21 protein-coding genes and 1 pseudogene are annotated in these 24,762 nt (G+C 59.9%); 20 read left to right on the top strand and 2 right to left on the bottom strand.

The features are described from left to right. Positions 1-67: 67 nt before the first annotated feature. The 6 genes and pseudogenes from ACQZ5Y_RS22830 (at position 68) to ACQZ5Y_RS22805 (ending at position 4,450) form a co-directional block, all read left to right on the top strand. Positions 68-481, top strand: coding sequence for a hypothetical protein (locus tag ACQZ5Y_RS22830; protein WP_174060226.1), 414 nt, complete (start codon positions 68-70; stop codon positions 479-481). Positions 482-568: 87 nt separating this feature from the next. Then, on the top strand, positions 569-799 hold the full coding sequence (locus ACQZ5Y_RS22825; protein ID WP_004431588.1) for a hypothetical protein: 231 nt from the start codon (positions 569-571) through the stop codon (positions 797-799). After that, positions 796-2,259 (top strand): annotated as a pseudogene (locus tag ACQZ5Y_RS22820) (TolC family protein). Before ACQZ5Y_RS22825 ends, ACQZ5Y_RS22820 begins: the two are co-directional and overlap by 4 nt. Positions 2,260-2,273: 14 nt before the next feature. Continuing rightward, a complete protein-coding gene (locus ACQZ5Y_RS22815; protein WP_149916418.1) occupies positions 2,274-3,623 on the top strand; it encodes a multicopper oxidase family protein in 1,350 nt (449 codons plus the stop codon). Between the two features lie 41 nt (positions 3,624-3,664). Beyond that, positions 3,665-4,141, top strand: a complete 477-nt coding sequence (locus ACQZ5Y_RS22810; protein ID WP_149916417.1) for a cupredoxin domain-containing protein — start codon at positions 3,665-3,667, stop codon at positions 4,139-4,141. A 24-nt stretch (positions 4,142-4,165) separates the two neighbouring features. After that, positions 4,166-4,450: a copper-binding protein gene (locus tag ACQZ5Y_RS22805; protein ID WP_004431579.1), complete on the top strand. Its 285-nt coding sequence runs from the start codon at positions 4,166-4,168 to the stop codon at positions 4,448-4,450. 140 nt (positions 4,451-4,590) lie between these two features. On the opposite strand, the gene ACQZ5Y_RS22800 is transcribed toward ACQZ5Y_RS22805, so the two are convergent. Continuing rightward, positions 4,591-5,376: a phosphatase PAP2 family protein gene (locus ACQZ5Y_RS22800; protein ID WP_013762012.1), complete on the bottom strand. Its 786-nt coding sequence runs from the start codon at positions 5,374-5,376 to the stop codon at positions 4,591-4,593. Positions 5,377-5,546: 170 nt separating this feature from the next. Between ACQZ5Y_RS22800 and ACQZ5Y_RS22795 the strand changes: the two genes are divergently transcribed. From ACQZ5Y_RS22795 to ACQZ5Y_RS22730, 14 genes are all read left to right on the top strand, one after another. After that, on the top strand, positions 5,547-6,245 hold the full coding sequence (locus ACQZ5Y_RS22795) for a response regulator (protein ID WP_115062526.1): 699 nt from the start codon (positions 5,547-5,549) through the stop codon (positions 6,243-6,245). Then, positions 6,242-7,399 (top strand): ATP-binding protein, encoded by a 1,158-nt coding sequence (locus ACQZ5Y_RS22790; protein ID WP_112290724.1) that lies wholly within the window; start codon positions 6,242-6,244, stop codon positions 7,397-7,399. The genes ACQZ5Y_RS22795 and ACQZ5Y_RS22790 overlap by 4 nt, the downstream gene beginning before the upstream one ends. 320 nt (positions 7,400-7,719) lie before the next feature. Beyond that, on the top strand, positions 7,720-8,748 hold the full coding sequence (locus tag ACQZ5Y_RS22785) for a 2-dehydropantoate 2-reductase N-terminal domain-containing protein (protein ID WP_112290721.1): 1,029 nt from the start codon (positions 7,720-7,722) through the stop codon (positions 8,746-8,748). Between the two features lie 48 nt (positions 8,749-8,796). After that, positions 8,797-9,375 (top strand): TetR/AcrR family transcriptional regulator, encoded by a 579-nt coding sequence (locus tag ACQZ5Y_RS22780; protein WP_112290719.1) that lies wholly within the window; start codon positions 8,797-8,799, stop codon positions 9,373-9,375. Continuing rightward, complete coding sequence (locus ACQZ5Y_RS22775; RefSeq protein WP_112290717.1) at positions 9,372-9,974, top strand: 2-hydroxychromene-2-carboxylate isomerase; 603 nt, start codon at positions 9,372-9,374, stop codon at positions 9,972-9,974. The genes ACQZ5Y_RS22780 and ACQZ5Y_RS22775 overlap by 4 nt, the downstream gene beginning before the upstream one ends. 121 nt (positions 9,975-10,095) lie before the next feature. After that, a complete protein-coding gene (locus ACQZ5Y_RS22770) occupies positions 10,096-11,502 on the top strand; it encodes an FAD-binding oxidoreductase (RefSeq protein WP_112290714.1) in 1,407 nt (468 codons plus the stop codon). Positions 11,503-11,520: 18 nt separating this feature from the next. Then, the gene (locus tag ACQZ5Y_RS22765) at positions 11,521-13,815 is read left to right on the top strand and encodes a molybdopterin guanine dinucleotide-containing S/N-oxide reductase (protein WP_174060195.1); all 2,295 of its coding nucleotides are present in this window, start codon (positions 11,521-11,523) and stop codon (positions 13,813-13,815) included. A 462-nt stretch (positions 13,816-14,277) separates the two neighbouring features. Continuing rightward, a complete protein-coding gene (locus tag ACQZ5Y_RS22760) occupies positions 14,278-15,927 on the top strand; it encodes an ABC transporter substrate-binding protein (RefSeq protein ID WP_112290708.1) in 1,650 nt (549 codons plus the stop codon). A 37-nt stretch (positions 15,928-15,964) separates the two neighbouring features. Next, on the top strand, positions 15,965-16,972 hold the full coding sequence (locus ACQZ5Y_RS22755) for an ABC transporter permease (protein ID WP_174060194.1): 1,008 nt from the start codon (positions 15,965-15,967) through the stop codon (positions 16,970-16,972). Continuing rightward, complete coding sequence (locus tag ACQZ5Y_RS22750) at positions 16,969-17,817, top strand: ABC transporter permease (RefSeq protein WP_003518068.1); 849 nt, start codon at positions 16,969-16,971, stop codon at positions 17,815-17,817. Before ACQZ5Y_RS22755 ends, ACQZ5Y_RS22750 begins: the two co-directional genes overlap by 4 nt. Next, positions 17,796-19,535, top strand: coding sequence for a dipeptide ABC transporter ATP-binding protein (locus ACQZ5Y_RS22745; protein WP_003518066.1), 1,740 nt, complete (start codon positions 17,796-17,798; stop codon positions 19,533-19,535). Before ACQZ5Y_RS22750 ends, ACQZ5Y_RS22745 begins: the two co-directional genes overlap by 22 nt. After that, positions 19,532-20,611 (top strand): LLM class flavin-dependent oxidoreductase, encoded by a 1,080-nt coding sequence (locus ACQZ5Y_RS22740; protein ID WP_013762003.1) that lies wholly within the window; start codon positions 19,532-19,534, stop codon positions 20,609-20,611. The genes ACQZ5Y_RS22745 and ACQZ5Y_RS22740 overlap by 4 nt, the downstream gene beginning before the upstream one ends. Positions 20,612-20,803: 192 nt before the next feature. Then, positions 20,804-21,907, top strand: a complete 1,104-nt coding sequence (locus tag ACQZ5Y_RS22735) for an LLM class flavin-dependent oxidoreductase (protein ID WP_003518064.1) — start codon at positions 20,804-20,806, stop codon at positions 21,905-21,907. Between the two features lie 112 nt (positions 21,908-22,019). Further along, a complete protein-coding gene (locus ACQZ5Y_RS22730; protein WP_025595261.1) occupies positions 22,020-23,201 on the top strand; it encodes an acyl-CoA dehydrogenase family protein in 1,182 nt (393 codons plus the stop codon). Positions 23,202-23,226: 25 nt separating this feature from the next. Here ACQZ5Y_RS22730 and ACQZ5Y_RS22725 read toward each other — a convergent pair whose 3' ends face one another. After that, a complete protein-coding gene (locus tag ACQZ5Y_RS22725; protein WP_025595262.1) occupies positions 23,227-24,747 on the bottom strand; it encodes an MFS transporter in 1,521 nt (506 codons plus the stop codon). Between the last annotated feature and the right edge of the window lie 15 nt (positions 24,748-24,762).

Raw genomic sequence — 24,762 nt, 5'->3', positions numbered from 1 at the left:
GCTATTTATTGATGGTTATGAGCGATATCCATTGACAAACTTCAGGACTGCGGCTCTTCTACAGGGCATGCGTGGGATGTTGCGAACATCGAAATTGACGGCACTGCTGTTTCGACTGGTGATGATATTGTCACTGGCGGGATACAGCGTTTCCACCGTCAATGCCGCAATGCATGGTCCCGATACCGCGGAAATGCAGACCACCCAATCCGCCATGATGATGGATCACGGCGCGATGATGGACCATGGCGGTTTGGCCATGATGTCCAGCGACCACCATAATATGGATACGGCAGACCACGACAGCGGCGTCAAAAAGCCCGTGAAGCCGGAATGCTGCAACGATTTCTGTCTGGGCATGGCGGTGCTGATTGCGCATGACGCCCTTGGCGGACCAGTCGTCAATTCCATCCGTTCCTTCCTTGACGACAGCAAGACCGTGGGCCAGATCCCGCTGCTTCACCGTCCACCGAATATCTGAACAGGCAAAGCCCGCCTCTCGGGCAATGATCGTGCGTGAACGGCTTTAGCGCCGTCGCGCCGTTGCATCTCCTGTTCGGAAATTACCATGAACCCTATCTACATCGTGGTTGCAGCGCCCCTTTTATTGGGCGGCTGCACAGCCACATCCTCGATGAACGAGGCCGCCTCGTATGAAGACGCGGCAAACCCGTCGCTCGGCGTCACCCCTCTGCGTTATCAGACACCGGTCACAGGTTACTCGCACCGTGCTCCGGTGGACCCGAAGCCCTGGCGAAACCAGAACGATGCGCAGGCTCCGAAAGGAGACGCATCATGACGCTACGCGTGATCAAACTCACGGCTGTCCTTTCCGTCCCGCTCGTTCTTGGCGGCTGCGTCACGGCCGCCGACTACACCTCGAAGAACGCAGGCTTCACCACCGTCTCGGCCAGGGCGACCGAGGCGACAGGAAAGCAGACTGTCTGGATACAGAACCGGGCCGAGGCACAGGCAACCGCAACCCGCGTCAAATCGCTGATGTCAGCGAAAACAATCGATGTCGAGACGGCGGTTCAGGTCGCGCTCCTCAACAACAAGGGCCTTCAGGCGGCCTAGGCCGATCTGGGTGAATCGGCCGCAACCGCCTGGCAATCGACCATGCTGGTCAATCCGAGGGTCGGCATCGGATTGACGGGGATCGGCACTCCGGGGCTCCGGGCCTACAAGGCGATCGAGGGTGTGATCGTCACCAATATTCTGGCACTGGCCACGCTCAAACAGAATGTCGAGATTGCCGATACCGGCTTCCGAAAGGCGCAGCTCGCAGCCGCGCTGAAGACGTTGCAATTGGCGGCAGATACCCGCCGCGCCTGGATCACGGCGGTTGCTGCCTGGGAAAATGTCGGCCAGCTGGCGCAGGCCCAGACAGCCGCGGATGCCGCCTCGGAACTTGCAAGGAAGCTTGGCGAAGCAGGCTCGCTGAACAAGGAAGGCCAGGCTCGCGAGCAGGTCTTCTATGCCGAACTGACCGGCCAGATCGCCAAGGCGCGGCTTGAAGCCCGGCTTGCGAAGGAGGAACTGACAAGGCTGATGGGCCTGTGGGGCGCGGACATAGACTACTCCATCCCCAACCGCCTGCCCCAGCTTCCAAAGGATCTCGTCAAACGTGAGATGATCGAGGCCGAGGCGCTGCAACGCCGGGTGGATTTGCAGATGGCGAAGCTCGATCTGGAATCGACCGCCCGGTCGTTCAAACTCACAGAAGCTACCCGATACGTTACCGATCTAGAACTTCGTTCCGGCTTCGAGACCGAACGCGAACTTGAAGACGGCGAAAAACACAAACAGACGACCGGCAATGCCGAGCTGGAATTCGTCATTCCGATCTTCGATTCCGGTCGGGCAAGAATGCGGGAATCCGAACTCGCCTATATGCGCGCAGCAAACCTGCTGGCCGAAAAAGCGGTCAATATCCGCTCCGAAGCCCGCTCCGCCTATCAGGCCTATCGCTCGAACTACGACATCGCCCGGCACTATCGCAACAGCGTGGTGCCGCTGCGGACCAAGATCGAGGAGGAGTCGCTGCTGACCTATAACGGCATGCTCACCAACACCTTCGAACTGCTCGCCGACAGTCGCGAAAAGGTCAATTCGAACCTGCTCGCCATCAATGCCAAACGTGACTTCTGGCTCGCGGAAGCCGGCCTTGCGCCCGCCATCTACGGCGGTGGCGCGGGTACGGCAGGCGCGGAGACCGAAGTTGCCGCCACTGGTGGCGGCAGCGGTGGCGGACACTGAGAAAGGAAACGACCATGTTCAATAGAAGAAACTTTCTGGGCGTCGGCGCCGCAATGGTCTCCACGGCGGCCTGGGCAAAGACATCGAATAGCAGCCTGCCGGAAGCGGCCGTGATGGAAACGGCAGCGACGCAAGCCCCCGTCAACCCCACTACCGGTCCCGATTACAATCCGGTCGTCACCCTCAACGGCTGGACCCTGCCTTTCCGGATGAACAATGGCGTCAAGGAATTCCACCTTGTCGCCGAGCCAGTGGAACGCGAGATGGCGGAGGGCATGACGGCCCGCCTCTGGGGCTATAACGGCCAGTCACCCGGCCCGACCATCGAGGCCGTAGAAGGCGACCGGGTGCGGATTTTCGTGACCAACAAGCTGCCGGAACATACAACGGTCCACTGGCACGGCATGATCCTGCCATCAGGCATGGACGGTGTCGGCGGCCTGTCGCAACCGCATATCCCCGTTGGCAAGACCTTCGTCTACGAGTTCGAGCTCGTGAAGTCCGGCACCTTCATGTACCACCCGCATTCAGACGAGATGGTGCAGATGGCGATGGGCATGATGGGCTTTTTCGTGGTCCATCCAAAGGACCCGACCTTCATGCCTGTTGATCGCGACTTCGTGTTCCTGATCAACGCCTTCGACATCAATCCCGGCTCCTACGTTCCGAAAATCATGACCATGACGGACTTCAATCTGTGGTCATGGAACAGCCGGGTATTTCCGGGCATCGATCCGCTGGTGGTCTCCAAGGACGACCGGGTGCGTGTCAGGGTCGGCAACCTGACCATGACCAACCACCCGATCCACATGCACGGTTATGATTTCGAGGTGACGTGCACGGATGGCGGCTGGGTGCGGCCCGAGGCCCGGTGGCCGGAGGTCAGCATCGACATCCCCGTCGGCGCCATGCGGGCCTATGAATTCGACGCCAAATATGTCGGCGACTGGGCGATCCATTGCCACAAGTCGCACCACACGATGAATGCGATGGGACACGATGTCCCGACCTTCATCGGCGTCGACAAGAAGACCGTCACCGAAAAGATCCGAAAGGTGCGGCCGGAATACATGCCGATGGGTACAGCCGGCATGGCCGATATGGGCGCGATGGAGATGGAAATCCCTGAGAACACCGTTCCCATGATGACCGGCTGGGGTCCGCACGGCCCCATCGAAATGGGCGGCATGTTCTCCGTGGTGAAGGTCCGCGAAGGCATCTCCGCGGGCGATTACTCAGATCCCGGCTGGTACCAAAACCCGCCCGGTACCCAGGCCTGGGAATGGACCGGCGACGTGCCGGATACCGAAAAGACCAATGATCCGAAAACACAGATCACGCCGAAACCGATGAAACACGGCTGATCGTGCAGACCATATCCCCACCAGAACCAAGGAAAAATTCGATGACCAGACTGAAACTTGCACTGCTTCTCACCGCTCTTGCCACACCCGCCTTCGCATCGGGCACCCACGGCGGCGGCCATGAAGCGATGGCGATCGGCGAACCCGGCGACAAATCCAAGGTAACCCAGACCATACAGGTCACCATGAGGGAAACGCCTGATGGCAAGATGCTGTTCACGCCCGCCAAGTTCGAATTCAAGAAGGGCAAGACCGTTCGCTTTGCCGTGAAGAATGTCGGCGAGCTGGACCATGAATTCATTCTCGACGAACAGAGCGCAAATCTGGAGCACAAGGCCGCCATGGCAAAGGCCCCGGAGATGGAACACGACAATCCGAACGCAATCAGCCTTGCGCCGGGCGAAAGCGGCGAAATCATCTGGAAATTCACCAATGACGGCATGTTCGAATTCGCCTGCCTGAAGCCCGGACATTACGAGGCCGGCATGCGCGGCGATCTCAAAGTTTCGGCCAAGTAACCAATCGAAAAAAGGAATCTGACCATGAAGACAATCGTTAAAATTACCCTTGCAGCCGCTCTGTTGCTTACAGCCCCCTTTGGCGCATTCGCACAGGAATTCACCAAGGGTACGGTGAAGAAGGTCGACGCTACCGCCAAGAAAGTCACCATCATTCATGAGGAACTGAAGAACCTCGACATGCCCGCCATGACGATGGTGTTCCGCGTCAAGGACGATGCCCTGCTCGCCAAGCTCAAGGAAGGCGCGAACATCGAGTTCATCGCCGAACGTGCGGATGGCAAGCTGGTCGTAGCCCAAGTGAAATAAGGCAGTCCTCGTCCGCACATGCCCGTACCAGACCACAGGCACGGGCATGTGCGATTTGAACAGGCGGCGGACGAACCCCGGACACAAATTTATTGCTCGGGGCATGACCTTTGTTCGGCGCTATGCCGTATTCCCATGAATTAGCGCAGAAACGCAGTGTCGATTGTGTCCCCATGCTTCGTGAACAGCCGATGCAGTGGGAGGAACACGGCGAGCATCAGTGGCCATGCAATCAGGACATCGGAGAGAAAATGTGCGCCCATAGCTGCCCTGTTTAGGGAGCAAAGCACGATGAACGGCATCAAGATCGCCGTGGCGCTCAGGCGAAATTTTTCCGGCAGGAAGATGATGAACGCCAGCAGGGCGATTGCGGACGCGCTTTCGCCGGATGGAAAGGAGCAGTTGCGCGAACAGCTGCCATCGAGGGAAAGAACGGGCGTAAAAAACAAATCCGCCCCGAATTCACTGATATGCCGCGGTCTGGCACGTCCGAACAGGTTTTTCAGCACATGCACGGTCGCACCCGGCCCAAGCGCATAAAAGGTGAGAACAAGTAGCAGTTTGTGAGGGCGGATGGCACGCCGCACGCCGGAGACAAATGGCGTGGCAAGGAGCAGGCAGACAAGCGTGGACAATAAAATGGCGGGAAGTGCGCGGTTCAGATCGCGGACGGAAATCAGGAATTGATCCTCGCCAAGACGAAAACCATCTGTCCAGAACCAGCGACTGGCGTCAAGATCGATATCCGGCCTGACAGTGAAGAAGACCATCATTGCAAGCGTGGTCGAAAGCGCGAGCAGGGATGGGCTGCCGGAAACCCATGCGAAAGTCTGGCGCGCCGTGGGGATGACGGCAAAGCGGAACTTCGGTTTTTCGGGCCGGCCTGGCCATTTCTGTTCGGTCTTATGGGAGAGATACTGGTGCATGGCCAGCTTTCTTCTGTAGAAATGTCAAGGTTCTGCGGAGGAAGTCCCAAGACTGAGAGGAAAAGCGTGCCTGCCGCATCTATCTCGTGAGACGGCTCTTGCCCGGCGCTTTGCGTCGGCTTAGCGTCCCGGCAATAAAGCGGTAATATCAGTAAGTTCGTAAGGTCAGCATGGACAAAGGTCTCATTCTCATCGTCGAAGACGACCCCGACATCATGCAGATTCTGGACGCCTATCTCATTCGTGACGGATACAGAACCGTTAGAGCCGGGGATGGCGAGACGGCCATGACGCATTTCTCCATGCTGCGGCCGGATCTCATTCTTCTCGACATCGGGCTACCGAAGCTCGATGGCATCGATGTGCTGACACGCATACGGCGGGAGCGTGATACACCGATCATCATGGTCACCGCCCTTGCCGAAGATATGGACAAGCTGACCGGTCTGCGCCTGGGTGCCGATGACTACATCGTCAAACCTTTCAACCCGCAGGAAATGGTCGCCCGGGTGAATGCCGTTCTAAAACGCTCGCGTCAGCCAACTGGCGGAGGAATCCTGCGTTTCGGCGCCATCGAAATAGATACCGAAGCTTACATCGCGGCTGTTTGCAGCGATGCGGGACGAACCGTTCTGCCGTTGACGCTCAGCGAATTCAGAATTCTTGCCCATATGACGCGTCGCCCCACCTATGCCTTTCAGCGGGCCGATCTTCTGGATGCCTGCCTGCCGGAAAGCGATGCGCTGGCACGCACGGTCGATACGCACATCGCCAATCTGCGTAAAAAACTGTCGGATCACGGTGCTGGCGGTTATCTGGTGTCGGTGCGCAGCATCGGCTACCGACTTGCCAGGGAGCAGACATCATGAGGTTCCGGCGGCTCCGCCTGCGCACGATGACGGCGATCACAATCACCACAATGCTCATCTTTGCGGTTGCGTTGGTCTATTTCGGCGTTTCCTGGTATTCGGACACCATTGAGGAGCGCATCCTTGCCCAACTATCGCCTGATGCCGCCAAGGCTTTCTCGGATATTGACCGGGGCGTGATGCCGGATCAGAGCCAGCTTCAGGCCCTTATCGAGGTTTTACCGGGCCTGGAGGACCAGGCAGATAGCGAACTTCTCAAATCGGTGTTCCTCTTTGGATTGCTCGGTGTCTTCCTGTGCAGCTTGCTTGGTTATTTCATCTCCCGGCGCATTGCAGCACCTCTCGGCGAACTTGCCGACGCGGCGCGGCGCATGGCGACCGGCGACTTCAGCGGAGGCGCAAAGATCAAGGCGAGCCGCATCGCCGAAGTCGGATTTCTGGTCGACAGTTTCGAGACTTTGACGCAGGAGCTTCAGATGATGGAGCGCCGGTTGAAGTTCAACACCATGGCGGTAGCCCACGAGCTGCGCACCCCGCTGACCATCCTGCAAGGCCGTTTACACGGCATTGCCGATGACGTCTTTCCGCTCGACAAGCAGGCCATTCGCCACCTCATCGGCCATGTGGAAGGACTTGCGCGTCTCGTCGATGACCTGCGGACGCTCTCGCTGGCAGAAACCAACAGTCTCGTTACGGAGATGCGGCCACTCGATCTCGCTACCGAATGCGCGGCCGTGGCGGAGGCGGCACGGCCTCTTCTCGAAGAGGCAGGAATTCGTCTCGATATGTCGCTGCAGACGGCTCCAATTTGCGGCGACCCTCAACGCCTTCAACAGCTGCTGCTCATCCTGATGGATAATGTACGCCGCTATGCGGCGAGCGGGAAGAGCCTCTTCTGCTCGACCGGAGTCCGGGAAGGACGTCCCTTCATAACAATCGAAGACAAGGGGCCGGGTTTCCCCCCCGGCATCGAGGCACACGGCATCGAACTCTTCTGGCGCACAGAGCCGTCGCGTGCACGTAAGACCGGTGGCACCGGCCTCGGCCTGTCGATTGCTCGAGCGATCGCAAGGGCGCATGACAGCGATTTGCAGATAGATCCGCGACAGGACGGCGGAACCGTCGTCACGGTTCTCTTCAAGGCGGCCTCCTGAAAAATCCCGGCGAGTTGATGCTCTCCCGCGCGCGCTGACGGTGTGCTTCGTTGGGGCTTATTCCAGGGTTTCGCCGCGCCAGGACTGCTGTCGGGAATAAGGTGATCGCAAATTTTCCTTACGCCGAATTATTTTCTATAAAATAGATAGAAAAAGAACGACCTGTCTTTCTTGAGGCGCTCCTCATGCCTAGTTTAGCTGTCATCATTGGTCGCCATCAGGGAGGACCGATGTTGAGCGAAATCCCGTATCGATCCAGCAAACCGCACCGCTGCAATTGATACTGGCGCATTATCGGCCCGGTTGAATTGGAGGAAAAGGTGACACGATACGTTATCATTGGCGCAGGCGCGGTTGGCGCGAGCCTTGCCGCACAGTTCGAGCTTTCCGGCATCAAATATGCTCTGGTCGGACGCGGCGCACAAATTGCCTCCATCATTGAACAGGGGCTGAGCTACCAACGCCCCTCAGGCACGCAGCAAATAAGGCTGAACGCCTTCGACGTATCTGCTCCGCCGGACCTGGCGCCCGACGATATCCTGCTGCTGACCGTCAAAACGCAGGATGCGGCAGCCACTCTGGCAGACTGGTCATGGCGACAGGTATCCGGCGTGGAAGGTCTAACAGCCACGCAGTTGCCGGTGGTTACCTTTCAGAACGGTCTGGCGACGGAAGCGCTGGCGCTCAGGACCTTCGCCAATGTCTACGGCGCCAGTATTCTGACCCCTGCCCGGTTTACACAAACCGGCGCGGTTGCGGCGGCCGGCAATCCGCAGGTCGGCGTGGTCACGATCGGGCGCTTCCCGGCCGGTTCCGACGAAACGGCGAAGGAGATTGCCGCAGACCTCACACGCGCTAATTATCTTGCGGAAACCAGCAGCGATATCCGCCGCTGGAAATCGGCAAAACTGCTTCATAACGTCCGCAATGCGCTGGATCTGTTCGACGGAGAAGACGATCTGCGAGCATCGATCGCCGAAGCGCTGGTCAATGAAGCCCGCCAGACGCTTGAGGTAGCAGGCTACAATCTCGCCTCTCCCTCTGAACGGGCTGTCGATATTTCAGGCTGGAGCATCGCTCAAAACAGCGGCATTCAGCCCGGCCAGCAATCGACCTGGCAGAGCTTTGCCCGGGGCGCTTCCAGCGAGGTCGATTTTCTCAACGGTGAGATTGTGCTGCTCGGCCGTCTGCATAACGTCGCGACACCGTATAACGAGGCTATCCAGTCTCTTGGCGGCAGGCTGGCGCATCAGGGCGCCTTCTCGAAGGCGGTGCCGCTTGACGCGATCCTCTCTTTTGTCGGGCAGCTCCACGAGCGCGACAAAACCGGTCTCGCCGCCGCGCAATGATGCGTGCGACCCGTTCTTCCCATGAAACCACCAAGCTGAAGCGATAAAATGAGAGAAGCCATTCCAGACCAGATTCTCACCGCCGCCGGAGCGCTGTTTTATACCGAAGGTATCCGGGCGGTCGGTATCGACCGCATCATCGAAGAAGCGAAGGTCGCAAAAGCTACTCTCTATCGGCATTTTCCGTCCAAGGATCATCTTGTCGCGGCCTATCTTCAGGATCGCCACGACCGTGTCATTCGCTCGCTGAAGGATGTTCTGACAGCGACTATTGATCCAAGGGACCAACTGCGGGTGATTTTCGAGCGGCTTTACGAGAAGGCCGACAGCCCGGAATTCAGGGGCTGCGCCTTTGCACTCGCGGTTGCCGAACACGGCGATTCCGAACGCGTCGTCACCGTGGCTCGAACCCACAAAAGAATGGTGCGGGATATTTTCGAGACCGTCATGTCGAACGCGGGGGTGCGACTGGATCAGGCGGCCTCCCACCTTTCGCTTCTTTACGAAGGCGCACTTGCCACCGTCGCGGTCGGGCGCGATCCGCATGCCGTACTCATCGCCCGGGACTGTGCGCTCTCGGTATTCGATCTCGCCACCGGCGAGATATTCTCAGGAGACAAGATATGACCAAGACCATCGACTACTTCTTCGGCATCGGCTCCCCCTGGGCCTTTCTCGGCCTGGAGCCTTTCGCCGCGCTCGCCGCCGAGCACAACGCCACGATACGGCCCTATGTCATCCCGCTGATCGAGGATAATGGCGCCATCTACTCACGCAACCGTCCGGAAGCGCGCCGCGCCTATTGGACGAAGGATTTGAAGCGATGGGCGGCACTGCGCGGCAAGTCCCTTAACTTCGACAATCGCGCCGCCCTTTCCGATCCCACGCCGGCCGGCTTCATGGTCATTGCCGCGATCGATGCGGGCGAGGACTGGTTGAGGCTGACCAAGGCGCTTCAGGAAGCTTTCTGGGAAGGAGGCGAAGATATTGGCAATGCCGAAGTTCGCCGCGCAATCGCTGACAAAGCTGGTTTCGACGGTGCGGCGCTGGACGAACGCGGCGGAAGCGATGCCGTGGAAGCCATCCGGAAAGCCAATTATGAGGCCGCAAAGGCAGCCGGTGTGTTCGGGCTTCCGACATTCCGCTACGAGGACGAACTGTATTGGGGACAGGACAGCCTGCCTTTCCTCGAACGTCATCTCAAGGGCGAAAAACTGGCCGCCTGATCCCCGCCGAAAACCGGGTGACTGTCACGCCGTGGCCGCAACCCGGCCATGGCTCTCTCCAGACCATTCCCGTGGAGTTTCTCATGTCTCTTTTCCCGCCCTCTTCGCGCGGAGTATCGCGATGAGCGCACTGCCTCCCGCTCTCTCGGACGCTTTGCGCAACCGTTTCGGCGAGCATTTTTCCACCGCGCAGGCATTGCGGGAACAACACGGCCGTGGCGAATCCCACCATACGCCAGCGATCCCGGATGCCGTCGTTTTCGCCGAGAGCACGGATGATGTGGCGGAAGCCGTGCGGCTTTGCGCCGCTGAAGGTGTTCCCGTCATCGCCTTCGGCACCGGCACTTCCCTCGAAGGCCATCTGACGGCAGTGCGTGGCGGTGTCTCGGTCGATCTGTCGCGCATGTCGAAAATCGTCCGTATCAGCGCCGAGGATCTCGATTGCACGGTGGAGGCCGGCGTCACGCGCGAGCAACTGAACACGCACCTGCGCGACATGGGCCTGTTCTTTCCGATCGATCCTGGCGCCAATGCGTCCATCGGCGGCATGGCGGCAACCCGCGCTTCCGGCACAAACGCCGTGCGTTACGGCACAATGCGAGAAAACGTGCTGTCGCTGACAGTCGTCTTGCCGAACGGCCAGGTCATCCGCACCGGCGGGCGGGCGCGTAAATCATCAGCAGGTTATGACCTAACGCGGCTGTTCGTCGGCTCCGAGGGGACGCTCGGCATCATCACGGAAGTGACGTTGCGACTCTACGGAATTCCCGAAACCATCTCGGCTGCACTTTGCTCCTTCGAAAGCGTCGAACAGGCAGTTGCGGCAGCCATTACGGTCGTGCAGCTCGGCATTCCAGTTGCGAGAATGGAATTAATGGACCGTGGCCTGATCGAGGCCGTCAACGCCTATTCCAGTCTTTCCCTCAAGGTCGAGGACACGCTCGCCTTCGAGTTCCACGGCTCGCCTGCTGGCGTGAAGGAGCAGGTCGAGATGGTCGCTGCCATAGTGGAAGACAATGGCGGCAGGGATTTCGAATGGGCGAATGCGCCGCAAGATCGCAACCGCCTCTGGAAGGCGCGCCACAACGCGTTTTACGCCGTGGTCTCGCAGCGCCCGAACGCCAGGGGCTGGTCTTCCGATGTCTGCGTGCCGGTATCCGAGTTGAGCGGCTGCATCGTCAGGACCCGGGAATTGCTACGCGACTGCAGCGTGCCCGCCGCCATTCTCGGCCATGTCGGCGATGGCAACTATCATGTGGTCTTCGCCGTAGACCCTGCAAATCAAGCCGAACTCGACGAGGTGGCGGCAATCAACAAGAAGATGGTGCAGCACGCCATCTCGGTTGGCGGCACTTCCACCGGCGAGCATGGGGTTGGCACCGGCAAGATCGCTTATCTGCGGCAGGAACACGGCGACGCGGTGGACCTCATGGCCATCATCAAAAACGCCATAGATCCGGCCGGCATCATGAACCCGGGCAAGATCCTGCCGAGCCAAGACTTGCCCAGCCGCCGAGAAACGCTTTGACCGTGCGGGATTTCGCAGATGGATAATTACAAGACCCACAGCTCCCACTGGGGCGCCTTTTCCGGCAGCTACCGGAATGGCAAGCTCGATATCCGTCCGCATCCGGACGATCCACACCCCTCGCCCTTGCTCGCCAATCTGCCGGCAATCGCCGATAGCGCCGCGCGCATCCGGCGTCCGGCGGTCAGGCGCGGCTGGCTGGAGGGAAAACCGGGCAACGCGCAGATACGCGGGGCGGACGACTATGTGGAGGTCGATTGGCCGCAGGCGGCGGACCTCGTCGCGAAGGAACTTCAAAGGGTTTACGGCGATTACGGCCCACAGGCCGTGTTCGGCGGCTCCTACGGCTGGTCGAGCGCCGGACGTTTCCATCACGCGCAAAGTCAGGTCCACCGTTTTCTGAATACGCTTGGCGGATATGTGCGCTCCGTCAACACGTATAGTTCCGGCGCGGCGATGGTCATTATTCCGCATGTTCTCGGACCCTATGATCATTTCGACCGCAAGAGCGTTACCTGGGATGCAATCGAGCGCAGCAGCGAATTGATCGTCGCCTTCGGCGGCATGGCGATCAAGAATACGGACGTGCATGGCGGCGGCAACAGCGTGCATATCGTGCCACAGAAGCTGAATGGCGCACGTGCACGCGGCGCGCGATTCGTGCTGATCAGCCCGCTAAAAGACGATTTTCCGAAAGACCTCAATGCGGAGTGGCTGCCGGTCATACCCGGTACCGATGTCGCGCTGATGCTCGGACTTGCGCATGTTCTCATCACCGAGGGCCTGCACGATCGGGCGTTTCTTGACCGCTATGCCGTCGGCTATCAGCGTTTCGAAGACTACCTACTCGGCCGGACCGATGGTGTGGCGAAAAGCCCCGAATGGGCTTCCGGGCTCTGCGGCATCGGCACGGAAACTATTAGGGAACTCGCCCGCACCATGGCGCGCGCGAGAACATTGATCACTGTCAGCCATTCGCTTCAGCGCGCCGATTATGGTGAGCAACCCGTCTGGCTGGGGATCGTTCTTGCCGCCATGCTCGGTCAGATTGGCCTCGACGGCGGCGGATATTCCTATTCCCTCGGCGCTTTGGGCAATGTCGGGAAGAACCTGCTGGCCGTTCCCCTGCCGACACTTAACCAGTTCAAAAACCCGGTCGCGGATTTCATTCCGGTCGCGCGTATTGCCGACATGCTGCTCAATCCTGGTGGGGAATTTCACTATAACGGCCAGAGGATGCACTATCCCGATATCCGCTTGGTTTACTGGGCGGGTGGTAACCCGTTCCACCACCATCAGGATATCAACCGGCTACGGGCAGCGTTCAGACGGCCCGAGACCATCATCGTGCACGAAACCGCATGGACATCATCTGCGCGGCATGCCGATGTCGTGCTGCCGGCGACGACAACTCTGGAGCGCGACGACATTGGCGCCGCCGACCGCGATCCTCTGATGATCGCGATGAAAAAGCTGATCGAACCGGTTGGTGAGGCGCACGACGACTACGAAATCTTCTCCGAGATCGCGCGCCGGCTCGGCAAATTCGAAACCTTCACCGAAGGCCGTAGCAGCCGGGAATGGCTTGCCTTCCTCTATGAAACAACGCGTGGGGCGCTTGCCGCCGGTGGGCATGAGGCTCCCGATTTCGAAACGTTCTGGGAACGTGGAGAGATAGGTCTGCCGCTCAAGCCGGATGACGGAGGGCCTGCGCGTGCCTTCCGTGATGATCCCATAGCCTTCCCTCTGAAGACACCATCCGGTAAAATCGAAATCTTCTCCGAGACGATCGAGGGTTTCGGCTATGACGATTGCGGCGGCCATCCGCAATGGTATCCCGGCAGGACGAAACCGGAAGACGAAGCGCTCTATCCGCTGCATCTGGTCTGCAATCAGCCGCATCAGCGTCTGCACAGCCAGCTCGACTATGGCGCTTTCAGCCGCTCCACCAAGATTAAGGGCCGGGAACCCGTGCGCATCAACCCCGAAGATGCAGCCCGCCGGGGCATTGCCGATGGCGATATCATCAGGCTGTTCAATAGTCGTGGCAGCTGCCTCGCCGCAGCCGTCCTGAGCACGGATGTGCGCAACAGCGTGATGCAGCTGGCAACGGGTGCGTGGTTCGAACCGCATGACCGGCATGCAGAGCAAGCGATGTGCATTCACGGCAATCCGAACATCCTGACGCGCGACATCGGCACCTCGAAACTGGCGCAGGGATCGACCGGTCAGATTACCAGAGTGGAGGTCGAACGTTTTGCCGGTGAGGCGCCTCCGGTGCGGATTTTCGAAAAGATGGCATTTGCAAAATAAGTGAGGGACCGGTGTTCCGGCACTGCCGGAAAAATCGCACCGCCAACGTATTCCGGGCGTCGGAAAAGCTGATCCTACCACCTTCGGAAACCGCGGCAAAATAATCCATTAATTCGATAGAAAAAGAACAACTGGTCTTTCTCCTACTGGCCACCCTGCTACGTTAGACATCAAGAACCGAATTTCAAAACAAGGGACCGCGTCATGACCGCACGATGTATCAGCAAGCACGGCCTGCGATCGAACGAGCCGTCAATGGCTAAAAGTAACGGCTAAGCCGTAACATCGGTCGGACCCTCCAAGAGGTAACGCAGGCACATTTTTCCCGATTTCAGGACATTGAAACCACCGGCAAGGCTGTCGTGTGAAGCCTTTCGTGTGCCCGCAAAAGACCGGCGCAGAGCGGCGATAGTTCCTGAAATCACAAAGACAAGAAACAACGCGACCAATCAGGATTTCTTAATGACGATACGTTCTTCGCTTTTTTCCTTCTCCCGTCGGGGTCTGCTGACCACCACTCTCGCAGGGGCAATCGCGCTTCTGACGACGATGGCGCCTGCTCCGGTTGAGGCAGCAGATACCCCCCGCAATGGCGGCGACATCACCTTCCTCATCGATTCTCTCGGCGACACCTGGATCCCGAACAACAGCGCCATTTCCAGCTTTCAGGGCCATATCTGGGGCCATGTCGCCGACAAGCTTCTTTATGTCGATGCCGATGGTAAGGTCAGCCCCTGGCTTGCCGAGCGCTGGGAGCAGAACGACAATGCCACCGAATTCACGCTTCACCTCAAAAACGGCGTGACCTTCTCCGATGGCACACCGCTGGATGCAGCGGCGGTCGTCGCCAATCTCGACATCTGGTATGCCGGACGCAAGAGCGAAGGCATCAACCCGATCGGTCTTTTCCCCAAGACCTACGACCATGCTGAAGCGGTGGACGCATCCACGGTGAAGGTCTTCTTCAAGAAGCCGACGCTCGGCTTTATTCCGACGCTCGGTTACCACGGCTCGATCCTGATCTCGCCGAAGACCATCGCCCAGCCCGCCACCCAGCAGGCCGATCTCAGCAAGACTTCCGGCAGCGGCCCCTATGTGGTCGAATCCTGGAAGGAGGGAGATTACGTCAAGCTGGTCAAGCGCAAGGATTACAATTGGGGTCCTGCCGCCGTTGGCCACACCGGCCCGGCCTTCCTCGATTCCATCACCTATAAGCTGGTGTCGGAACCGTCGTTGCGTGTCGCCTCGGTCCAGTCCGGCCAGGCCGATGTCGCCTATAATGCTTCGCCGCAGGAACTGAAGTCACTGCACGAAGAGGGCTTTACCGTCGCAACGCCGCGTTATCTCGGCTTCGTCAACGGCTGGGCGGTCAACACCAAGCTTCCGCCCTATGATGATGTGAAGGTTCGCCAGGCACTTCAGGCCGGCGTAAACCGTCAGGAAATCATCGACACCGTCTATACGCCGGACTGGAAGCTCGCCACGTCCTTCATCCAGAGCAACGTGCCGGGCGCGACCGACCACAGCGCACTTCTCGCTTACGATCCCGCCAAGGCCGAAAAGCTGCTCGACGAGGCGGGCTGGGTCAAGGGTGCCGATGGTATCAGGACCAAAGACGGCAAACCGCTGTCGCTGACGATCCACTCCAATCCCTATCTCGCGACATCCAAGTCGGTCGATGAACTCATCGCCCAGCAACTCGGCAAGCTCGGCTGGAAAGTCGCTATCCGCGCTTACGACGTCGTGACCTTTGGTGAAAAGGTCAAATTCGGCGGTGCGGCGATCCCGACCTATGAGGTGACGCGCAGCTTCATCGATGCAGGCACCGTCGCCAGCATTCTCACCAACGCCAATAATGGCGAGAACTGGTTCGCCCTTGACGACCGCGACGCGACGCTCAACGGATTGCGCGACAAGATCGCCGGCGCCGGCTCTGTCGACGAGCGCAGCCCGCTTCTCGATGAGCTGCAGAAATATGTCCTTGAGCAGGGCTATTTCATTCCGCGAACGCAGATCGTGCAGCGGATCTACGTGCAGTCCCCGAAGCTGAAGGGCGAAGTGTATAACGGCGTGGCTTATGCCAGCTACTACACCGCCTCCATCAGCGACTGATGCGCACAACAAGGCAACGTTGAAGGAGGTCACCGGCATGAGCAATGCCTACCTAACCTACGCCGCAAAGCGGCTTGGCCAGGCGGTCGTCGTCATACTGCTGGCCTATGTCTTCACCTTCGTGGTCGTCAGCATCCTGCCTGGCGACCCGATCACCAGCGTGCTCCGGAACCCGCAAAACGGGTTCACCGAGCAGGAGATCGCGGAAATCATCGCCGCGCAGGGCCTCGACAGACCGGTTCTCGTGCAGCTGTGGTCGTCCCTGTCGGGGTTTCTGACTGGCGATCTGGGCATGTCGATGCGCTCCAACCGGCCGGTGGCGACCCTCATCGCTGAAGTGCTGCCATCGACACTGATCCTTGCATCCACGGGACTTGCCGTCGCCTTGATTCTGGCAATGGCCGTTGCTTACGGAACCCAGGTGGTACCAAAGCGCTACGGCCAGGGATTGCTACGAGCTTTCCCATCGCTGTTTCTCTCGACACCGAATTTTGTGATTGGCCTGATACTGATCCATCTCTTCGGCTTTCAGCTGCGCCTCTTCCGCGTTATCGAACCAGATAGCTTCTGGGCAACGGTGTTTGCCGCAATCACAATCGGAATTCCTTTCTCTGCGCAAATCGCCGAGGTGCTTATAGCGAACCTCGACAGGGAGGCAGAACAGGAATACGCGGCCGTCGCCCGCAGCCGCGGCATCGGACAGGCGCGGCTGTTTGCACAGCATCTGCTCAAGCCTACCTCGTTGCCCGTCGTCACCGTGATCGCCATCACCGTCGGTGAACTGCTTGGCAATTCACTCATCACCGAGTCTGTCTTTGGGCGAACCGGTCTCGGCAGCCTGGTGCAGCGCTCCGTGAGCACGCAGGACCTGCCTGTCCTGCAAGCGATCGTTTCGCTGGGAGCCGTGGTGTTCGTGCTCGTCAACCTGATTGCCGATCTTCTTTATCCCCTGCTCGATCCACGCGTGCAAATTCTCGGCGCGCGAAAGCCTCGCTTGGCCATTACAGAGGATTCCTCCACCACCACCAAGGCGGTGACACCATGACTTTCGCCTCGAACGCTTCCCTGCCGGGTGCGACCCCTGCAAACAGGCTGACAGGCCTGCGGATACCGCTGACCGTCGCCTTGTCCTTCGCCATTATCGCGCTCGTCGTCGCCTGGTCACTGGCGCCCGGCCTGTTTACCAGTCACAGCCCGGTCGTCGGGGTGCCGACGGACAAATTGCTCGGCCCAAGTCTTGCGCATTGGTTCGGCACCGACCACCTTGGCCGCGATGTCTACGCACGCGTCGTTTATGGCACGTCCTCTTCCGTCTCCAGCGCGCTCGTCGCGGTCGTCATCGGCGTCTTCGCTGGCGGTCTCATCGGGCTTCTTGCGGGCTTTCTCGGCGGCTGGGTCGATATCACACTTGCCCGGCTGGTCGATGTTCTCTTGGCAATTCCAAAGTTTCTGCTGGCGGTGATCGTGGTCACCGCCATCGGTTTCGAGACCATCAATGCCGCCATCGCCACCGGCGTCTCCGCCGTGGCGGTCTTTGCCCGCGTCACGCGTGCGGAGGTCATCAAGACCAGACAGGCGACATTCGTGGAGGCTTCGTACCTGCTCGGCGGCTCGCGCTGGTTCATCCTTCTGCGCCATGTTCTGCCCAACGCGTCACGCTCGGTGCTGCCGCTTGCCGTGTTGCAGTTCGGCGAGTCGATCCTCGTGATCGCAAGCCTTGCCTTTCTCGGATACGGCGACCCGCCGCCCGCCTCCGACTGGGGCCTGCTGATCTCGATCGGCAAGGATTACCTCAAATGGCCGTGGCTCGTATACGCCCCCGCCTTCGTCACAATCGCGACCGTCCTCTCTGTAAACAGGATCAGCCGATGGCTACGCAAGACAGACTGACCACCACTATCGCCCGCCCCGTTACCTTTGCGGCCAGACCGCAGCCGCAGCAGGCTCCTGTCCCGCTTCTCCGGGTCAACGATCTTTCTGTTGCCTATGGAGGCCAGGAGGTCGTCAGCAATGTCGGTTTCGAACTCGGCCGTGGCAAGAGCCTTGCCCTCATTGGCGAGTCCGGTTCCGGCAAATCGACAATCGCCCGCGCGGTCCTTCGGCTTTTGCCAAGCGGGGGACATGCCACCGGCCACGTCACCTTTGGTGATCAGGAGATATTGGGACTGCCAGAGCGCAACTTCCGACCGCTGCGGGGACGCGCCATCGGCTTTGTCCCGCAGGATCCAGGCAATTCGCTCAATCCGGTGCGGACAATCGGCGCGCAGGCCATGGAGGCGGCCGCACTTCTCGACGAGCCTGACAAGGCGATCCGCAAGGCCCTCATTCTCGAGACCTTCGCGCAGGTGGGATTGGAAAACCCGGGTGTTGTCTACGAGTCCTACCCGCACCAATTATCCGGCGGCATGTTGCAGCGGGTGCTCATAGGCCTTGCGGTTCTGCCGCGCCCGTCACTTCTGGTCGCAGACGAGCCAACGTCTGCGCTCGATGTGACGATCCAGAAGCGGATCCTCGATCTGCTCTCGCGGTTGCAGCACGAGCTGGATATCAGCCTGCTCCTCATCACACACGATCTGGCGATCGCCGCCGAACGGGCGGATTCGCTGGTAGTCCTGAAGGGTGGCAAGGTTCAGGAAGCCGGAAGCACCGCATCGGTGTTTTCCGCACCGGCCTCTGCCTATGCAAGGAAGCTGCATGCGGACGTGCCGGCACTCAATCCGGATCGCTACGCCCGGCTGCGCGATCCGGGTTTCCGTCTGCTGAAGGCAGAGTCCACCACGACGCCAAAGATCGCGGTCAATGCCGTCACCAAGAATTTCAGGGTCGGCGACAGGGTGCTGACGGCGGTCAACAACGTCTCCTTCAACGTGCCTGCAGGTACCACCCATGCGCTGGTTGGCGAGTCCGGCTCTGGCAAGACGACAACCATTCGGCTGCTGCTTGGCCTCGAGGAACCCGACACCGGCACAATATCGGTAGCCGGCGAAGAATTGACCGGCCGCTCCCGCACGTCGCTGCGTGCAACCTGGCGCCATCTTCAGTTCGTCTACCAGAACCCGTTTACCTCGCTTGATCCCACCTGGAGTGTCGAACAGCTGGTGCGCGAGCCGCTTGATCGTTTCAAGATCGGAACCCGTGCGGAACGGCTCGAAACTGTTCGTGAGGCTTTGGCCAATGTGGGCTTGAGCGAACACCTTCTCAACCGCAAGCCGACGGCCCTTTCGGGTGGCCAGCGCCAGCGCGTTGCCATTGCAAGGGCGCTGGTTCTCCGACCGGATGTGATCGTGCTCGACGAGCCGACCTCCGCACTTGATGTCAGCGTCCAGGCAGACATCGTCGATGTGCTGCTCTCGCTGCAGGCGAAGCTCGGCCTGACCTATGTTTTCGTCTCCCATGATCTGGCACTGGTACGCCAGCTCGCCCACACCGTTTCGGTGATGCAGCGCGGGCGTATTGTCGAACATGGAACGGTCGTCGATATCTTCGACAATCCGCAGCACCCCTATACCGCGTCGCTGCTGGAATCGATCCCATCCGGTGCCGCAACCATCGCCCGTGCGCCACAGCCGCTGCCCCGGCGGGTTCACGATAAGGAAAAGATCGCATGACCATCGCTGCACCCATCGATACTGCGTCCACGTCCTTCCGCCCCAAACAGCGGCTCGGCTTCAATACCCGCGTATCTTTCAGCGACGATGCCGGGCCGGCGCAGGGGCTGCGTGAGGGTATCGAGCTGTTCAAGGCTGCCGAACAACTGGGCTACCAGTCCGGCTGGGCCTATCAGCGGCATTTCGATCACTATCTGTCCTCGCCACTTCCGTTCTTCGCCGCTGCCGGCCAGCATACCCGGCATATTACGCTCGGTTCTGCGGTCATCCCCATGCGCTATCAGGATCCGATTCTGCTTGCCGAGGCGGCCGGCACGACCGATCTTTTGATTGATGGGCGACTGGAACTTGCCATTTCGACCGGCGCAAACGCCGCCTTTGACGCGGTATTCGGCACGGTCGACACCGATGCCCGCACAGAGGCCAGACGTCGTCAGGCCCGCTTCCTCTCGGCAATCGCTGGCGATGTCCTGCACCGTGTCGAAGGCGGCCAATCCAACCCGGAAGGCACGGCACTGCGTGTCACGCCGCATAGCCCTACACTGCGTTCGCGCATCCGGCAGGGTGCAGCAAGCATTGCTTCGGCTGTGCAGGCGGCGGAACTCGGCATCGGCCTTATCTCGGGAACCGTCCAGCACGACCAGGCAGAAGGCGAGAGCTTCGGGGAATATCAGGCCCGCATCATCGAGGCCTTCCGTTCCACATGGCGCAAGACATGGACAACGGAACCGCCGCCGGTCGCCGTCGCCGCCTCCATCCTGGTTGGCACCACGGCCGAGCTTCGCGAAAAATACGCCGCCTATGATCTGGAGCGGCGTACCAAGGGTATTGCCGCGTCTCGCCCCAAAGGCGCTCTCGAACAGGCAGCCCAGCCAGCGGGGTTTCAAATTTCGCCCGTTTTCCAGGGCACGCCCGATCAGGTGCTGGAATCGGTATTCAACGATCCTGGCCTTGCAGCAGCCGATGAGGTCGTGCTGTTTTTGCCGCCTGCCTTCGGTCTCGCCGAAAACATACAACTGCTGACCGATCTGGCGGACACGGTGGCTTCGAGCCTGGGCTGGGCGCCCACCTTGTAACCGTTAGGGCACCGAGCGATTGCCACTTCGTGGCAGCGACTTGAAGACGGAAACGCGGCGGCGGTTGCTGGTCCTATATCGAAGGCCGTCGCAGGGAATATTTTCTACATATTCGATAGAAAAAGAAAGACCTGTCTTCCTCGTTCCTGCGCCGCGCCCTAACATGCTTGCATTGAACCTGAAGGAGCGCCCATGTCCGCGGAATTTATCAGCGTAAGCTTTCCCAATGCATCGAACGATCTAAACCCCGTTCCAGACGCACCTGTGGATCCTGTTTTTCTGGAGCGCTATGCCCGCGCCCTTGATGATTACGGTTTCAACTATACGCTGATCCCCTACTCCTCATCGTCTTTCGATCCTTTCACGCTGGGCGCCACGGTGCTCGCGCACACGAAAAACATCAAGATCATCGTCGCCCTGCGGCCGAACACGGTTTATCCCACAGTTGCGGCCAAGTCGCTCGCGACGCTCGATCAGTTGAGTGGTGGACGTGTCGTGGTGCACTTCATTGCCGGCGGCAGCGATGAAGAACAGGCGCGTGAAGGCGACTTCCTCAACAAGGAAGAACGCTATGAGCGCCAGGAGGAATATATCCGCATCCTGCGCCTGGCCTGGACCTCGAAAGAGCCCTTCGACTTCGACGGAAAATATTACCAGTTCAAGCAATTCCGCAGCGCGGTGCGGCCCACAAACGGGCTTATTCCGATTTCGCTCGGCGGCTCCTCGGACGCCGCCTATCGCATCGGTGGTTCGCTCTGCGATATCTTCGGCCTGTGGGGAGAGCCGCTTGCCGAAACCAAGCAGCAGATCGAGCGGGTCTATGCGGAAGCCGCAAAGGCGGGCCGCACGGATCGCCCCCGGATCTGGGTCACATTCCGGCCGATCGTCGCCGAGACGGACGAGCTTGCCTGGGAAAAGGCTCACAGAACTCTGGATCGGTTGAACGAGAACCGCCAGAAAGGTGTAACACGCGCACCGCTCAACGCGCCGCGCCCGGCCAATGTCGGTTCGCAACGGCTTCTGGAAATCGCCGCACGCGGCGATGTGCATGATCGCGCCCTCTGGTATCCGACGGTCACCGCCACCAATGCCAGCGGCGCCACCACTGCGCTGGTCGGTTCGCCACGCACCATTGCGGATTCCATCCTCGACTACATCGATCTTGGCGCTGACCTGATCTCGATCCGCGGCTACGACAATTACAACGACGCGGTGGATTATGGCCGCTACATCCTGCCGCTTGTCCGCGAAGGCATTCGCGAACGGGAAGATGCGAAGAAAAAGACCGCTGCATAATGCCGCGATCCGGCCCGGTCGCCTGACCGGGCATTTTTTTGAAGTGCAGACGGAGCCAATCGCCCCTGATGGGGAAATGGTATTCCCCACAGCCAGAGAGCCTCGACCACGCATGTCTCATGACCCAACTGTCCTAGACGCAACCGCTCGCATCCTTGAACAGGCCGCACCGGATGCGGACCAGACTGGCCAGTTTCCCTGGACGGGTATCCGTGCCGTTCACGAAAGCGGCCTCCTCGAAAGCACGGTTGCGACACGTTATGGCGGCCAAGGAGCGACGCTTGCCGATACCGCCCACATTCTCGCGGCACTTGGCCGGGGCGATCCTTCCGTGGCGCTGATCAGCGCCATGACGATCTTTACCCATCTCGCCCAGGCCGCGAAAAACCACTGGCCCGAAGATCTCTACCGGCGGCTTCTGATGGACGCCAAACAACGGCCGTTGCTGCTCAATGCCGCGCGTGTCGAGCCGGAGCTGGGGTCGCCGGCGCGCGGTGGCCTGCCCGCGACGCTCGCCCGCCGGACAAACAATGGCTGGTCTATCACGGGCCGAAAACGCTTCGTGACGGGCGCATATGGTCTCACGCATTTCCTTGTCTGGGCGCATACTGACGAAACGCCGGCGCGGGTGGGAACATTCGTGGTGCCGAACGGGTTGCCGGGCATCAAGGTCATCGAGAACTGGCAGAGCCTCGGCATGCGCGCTACGGGATCGCACGATGTCGAATATGCCAATGTCGAAATCCCGGCGGAAAACGTCATCGACCTCGTCGATCCATCGGTCGCCCAGCAGGACAACCGGGCGCATGCGGCACTCACGCTGGCTTTGACAGCGCTTTACCTCGGCGTAGCAGAAGCCGCTCAGGCCAAGTTCATCCGCTTCGCGCATGAGCGTGTGCCGGCCAATCTCGGCCATCCCATCGCCCGCACGGAACGTTTCATAACGCTTTCAGGCGAAATCGATCTTCTGGTCTCCGGCGCCCGCCAGATCATTTTCGGCACGCTCGAAAACAACAATGGCGATGCGGAAGGATTCATCAGGGCAAGGCTGCTTGCCGGCCGGCAGCTGCGTGATGCCGTCGAGATCGCAGTGCGCGGCATCGGCAATCCAGGTCTTGGTAGCGAACTGGGCCTCGAACGACATTTCCGCGACATCCAGACGGTGCTCGTCCATGCGCCGCAGGAGGATACGTCGATTGCGATTTTGGGCCGCTCCGCCTTTGGCCGCTGGAGCCGCGAGGAGACTGCGGCCGCCCAACCTTCGGCAGGACTGCAAATCCTGAAATCCGCCTGACTATCGTCCCAGCGCCCGGGCACCACTAACCGTGGGCAAGCTTTCGCGCCGGGCCGAAAACCACAAAGCTCAGAGCGGCGAGCAACCAGACACTGATGCCAGCATAAAGCATGACCAGACCGAAACCGTCCGCGAGTGCCTGATGGACGAGTGCATCCGAAACACGCTCCACCGACGATCCCGCGGTTCCCGCCGCGATCTTCTCCGCGAGCGAACGCAGGGCGGGCAAATCCGCGCCGGACGGCAGGTTGGCCCTAAGCGACGACCAGACGCCCTCAACCAGAATGAAGCCCATGATCGGGATGTTGATGGCAAGCGAGATCATTCGCGCGCTCATGTCGATGCCGGAGGCCATGCCGGAACGGGCAGCGGGAACGGCACCGGTTGTCGTATTGGTGACCGGCGTGTTGGTGAGGCCAAGCCCGACACCGGACAGGATGCAGCCGGGCAGCATGGTGAGCCAGCTCGCATCTGCGACACTGCTGCCAAGTTTCATCAGCATGAAACCGAGACCGATGGTGAACAGCCCGGCCGGGACGACAAGACGGGGTTGATAACGCAGCGACAGACGCTCGGCCAACGGCGGTACGACCAGCGCTGGCAGCGTATAGGCAAGCAGACCGAGACCGGCGGTGACGCTGTCATAACCAAGGCCCGCCTGAAACCAGATCGGCAGATAGATCATGAACGGCCAGAAGCTGATGTTCATCGCCGCCGAGCCGATAATCGCGCCGGAAAATGGCCGGATGCGAAATACGGAGAAATCGAACATCGGCCTTGGAGTGAGCTTTTCGACGATCACGAAGGCGATAAAACTCGCGACTGATAGACCAAGGATCAGAAGTGCCTTTGAACTGGCAAAGCCGAGTTCCGGTCCTTGGGTGATGAAAAACGCAAGGCAGAACACGGCAACCGAAAGTGTGGCGATACCGGCAAGATCAAGACGGGTCGCATCCGGATCACGCGATTCTTCCACACCGCTTGCGGCAAGGAACAGTGTCAGGATGCCGAGGGCCACGTGAACGAGGAATACCCACTCCCAGCTCCACAGCGCAACGATGGCTCCGCCGATGATCGGCCCGAAACCCAGCCCGACGCCGGAGACAATACCCCACCAGCCGAAAGCCATTCCACGCTCGCGGGCCGTGCGGAACTGATGTGACAGAATGGCGATCTGGCATACCAGCATCGCTCCACCGCTTAGTCCCTGAAGGAAGCGTGCGCCGATCAGCACCGCCACGCTTTCAGTCATGCCGCAGGCGAGGGAGGAAATGGCGAAAGCGACGATGGTCGCGATGAAGACGCGTTTGCGACCGAAGCGGTCGGCCAACGCGCCGGTTGCCATCAGCACCATCGTCACGCCGATCGTATAGGCGTTCATGATCCACTGCAGCTGCCGGAAATCCGCGTGCAGCACCTGCTCGAGCGTCGGCAGGATCGCCGGCACGCTGGAGATTTCCAGCCCGAACATCAGAGCGGAGAGACAGACGGCAGCGAGCGCAATGGTACTTCTACTCCGGGTTGGGGCGGTAACGGCAAGGGTCATTCTTCAGCCTTTCGT

Source organism: Agrobacterium sp. A3-95 (assembly GCF_053521785.1).
The sequence above is the reverse complement of the archived record's forward strand: the minus strand, read 5'-3'. Positions and strand labels throughout refer to the sequence as shown.

Excerpts from the sequence above, each read along its gene's own strand:
- ACQZ5Y_RS22805 (WP_004431579.1), top strand. The coding sequence starts at position 4,166 with ATGAAGACAATCGTTAAAATTACCCTTGCAGCCGCTCTGTTGCTTACA.
- ACQZ5Y_RS22745 (WP_003518066.1), top strand. The coding sequence starts at position 17,796 with ATGGCTACGCAAGACAGACTGACCACCACTATCGCCCGCCCCGTTACC.
- ACQZ5Y_RS22760 (WP_112290708.1), top strand. The coding sequence starts at position 14,278 with ATGACGATACGTTCTTCGCTTTTTTCCTTCTCCCGTCGGGGTCTGCTG.
- ACQZ5Y_RS22780 (WP_112290719.1), top strand. The coding sequence starts at position 8,797 with ATGAGAGAAGCCATTCCAGACCAGATTCTCACCGCCGCCGGAGCGCTG.
- ACQZ5Y_RS22815 (WP_149916418.1), top strand. The coding sequence starts at position 2,274 with ATGTTCAATAGAAGAAACTTTCTGGGCGTCGGCGCCGCAATGGTCTCC.
- ACQZ5Y_RS22740 (WP_013762003.1), top strand. The coding sequence starts at position 19,532 with ATGACCATCGCTGCACCCATCGATACTGCGTCCACGTCCTTCCGCCCC.
- ACQZ5Y_RS22765 (WP_174060195.1), top strand. The coding sequence starts at position 11,521 with ATGGATAATTACAAGACCCACAGCTCCCACTGGGGCGCCTTTTCCGGC.
- ACQZ5Y_RS22800 (WP_013762012.1), bottom strand. The coding sequence starts at position 5,376 with ATGCACCAGTATCTCTCCCATAAGACCGAACAGAAATGGCCAGGCCGG.
- ACQZ5Y_RS22830 (WP_174060226.1), top strand. The coding sequence starts at position 68 with ATGCGTGGGATGTTGCGAACATCGAAATTGACGGCACTGCTGTTTCGA.
- ACQZ5Y_RS22825 (WP_004431588.1), top strand. The coding sequence starts at position 569 with ATGAACCCTATCTACATCGTGGTTGCAGCGCCCCTTTTATTGGGCGGC.
- ACQZ5Y_RS22755 (WP_174060194.1), top strand. The coding sequence starts at position 15,965 with ATGAGCAATGCCTACCTAACCTACGCCGCAAAGCGGCTTGGCCAGGCG.
- ACQZ5Y_RS22730 (WP_025595261.1), top strand. The coding sequence starts at position 22,020 with ATGTCTCATGACCCAACTGTCCTAGACGCAACCGCTCGCATCCTTGAA.
- ACQZ5Y_RS22770 (WP_112290714.1), top strand. The coding sequence starts at position 10,096 with ATGAGCGCACTGCCTCCCGCTCTCTCGGACGCTTTGCGCAACCGTTTC.
- ACQZ5Y_RS22790 (WP_112290724.1), top strand. The coding sequence starts at position 6,242 with ATGAGGTTCCGGCGGCTCCGCCTGCGCACGATGACGGCGATCACAATC.
- ACQZ5Y_RS22750 (WP_003518068.1), top strand. The coding sequence starts at position 16,969 with ATGACTTTCGCCTCGAACGCTTCCCTGCCGGGTGCGACCCCTGCAAAC.
- ACQZ5Y_RS22735 (WP_003518064.1), top strand. The coding sequence starts at position 20,804 with ATGTCCGCGGAATTTATCAGCGTAAGCTTTCCCAATGCATCGAACGAT.
- ACQZ5Y_RS22810 (WP_149916417.1), top strand. The coding sequence starts at position 3,665 with ATGACCAGACTGAAACTTGCACTGCTTCTCACCGCTCTTGCCACACCC.
- ACQZ5Y_RS22775 (WP_112290717.1), top strand. The coding sequence starts at position 9,372 with ATGACCAAGACCATCGACTACTTCTTCGGCATCGGCTCCCCCTGGGCC.
- ACQZ5Y_RS22725 (WP_025595262.1), bottom strand. The coding sequence starts at position 24,747 with ATGACCCTTGCCGTTACCGCCCCAACCCGGAGTAGAAGTACCATTGCG.
- ACQZ5Y_RS22795 (WP_115062526.1), top strand. The coding sequence starts at position 5,547 with ATGGACAAAGGTCTCATTCTCATCGTCGAAGACGACCCCGACATCATG.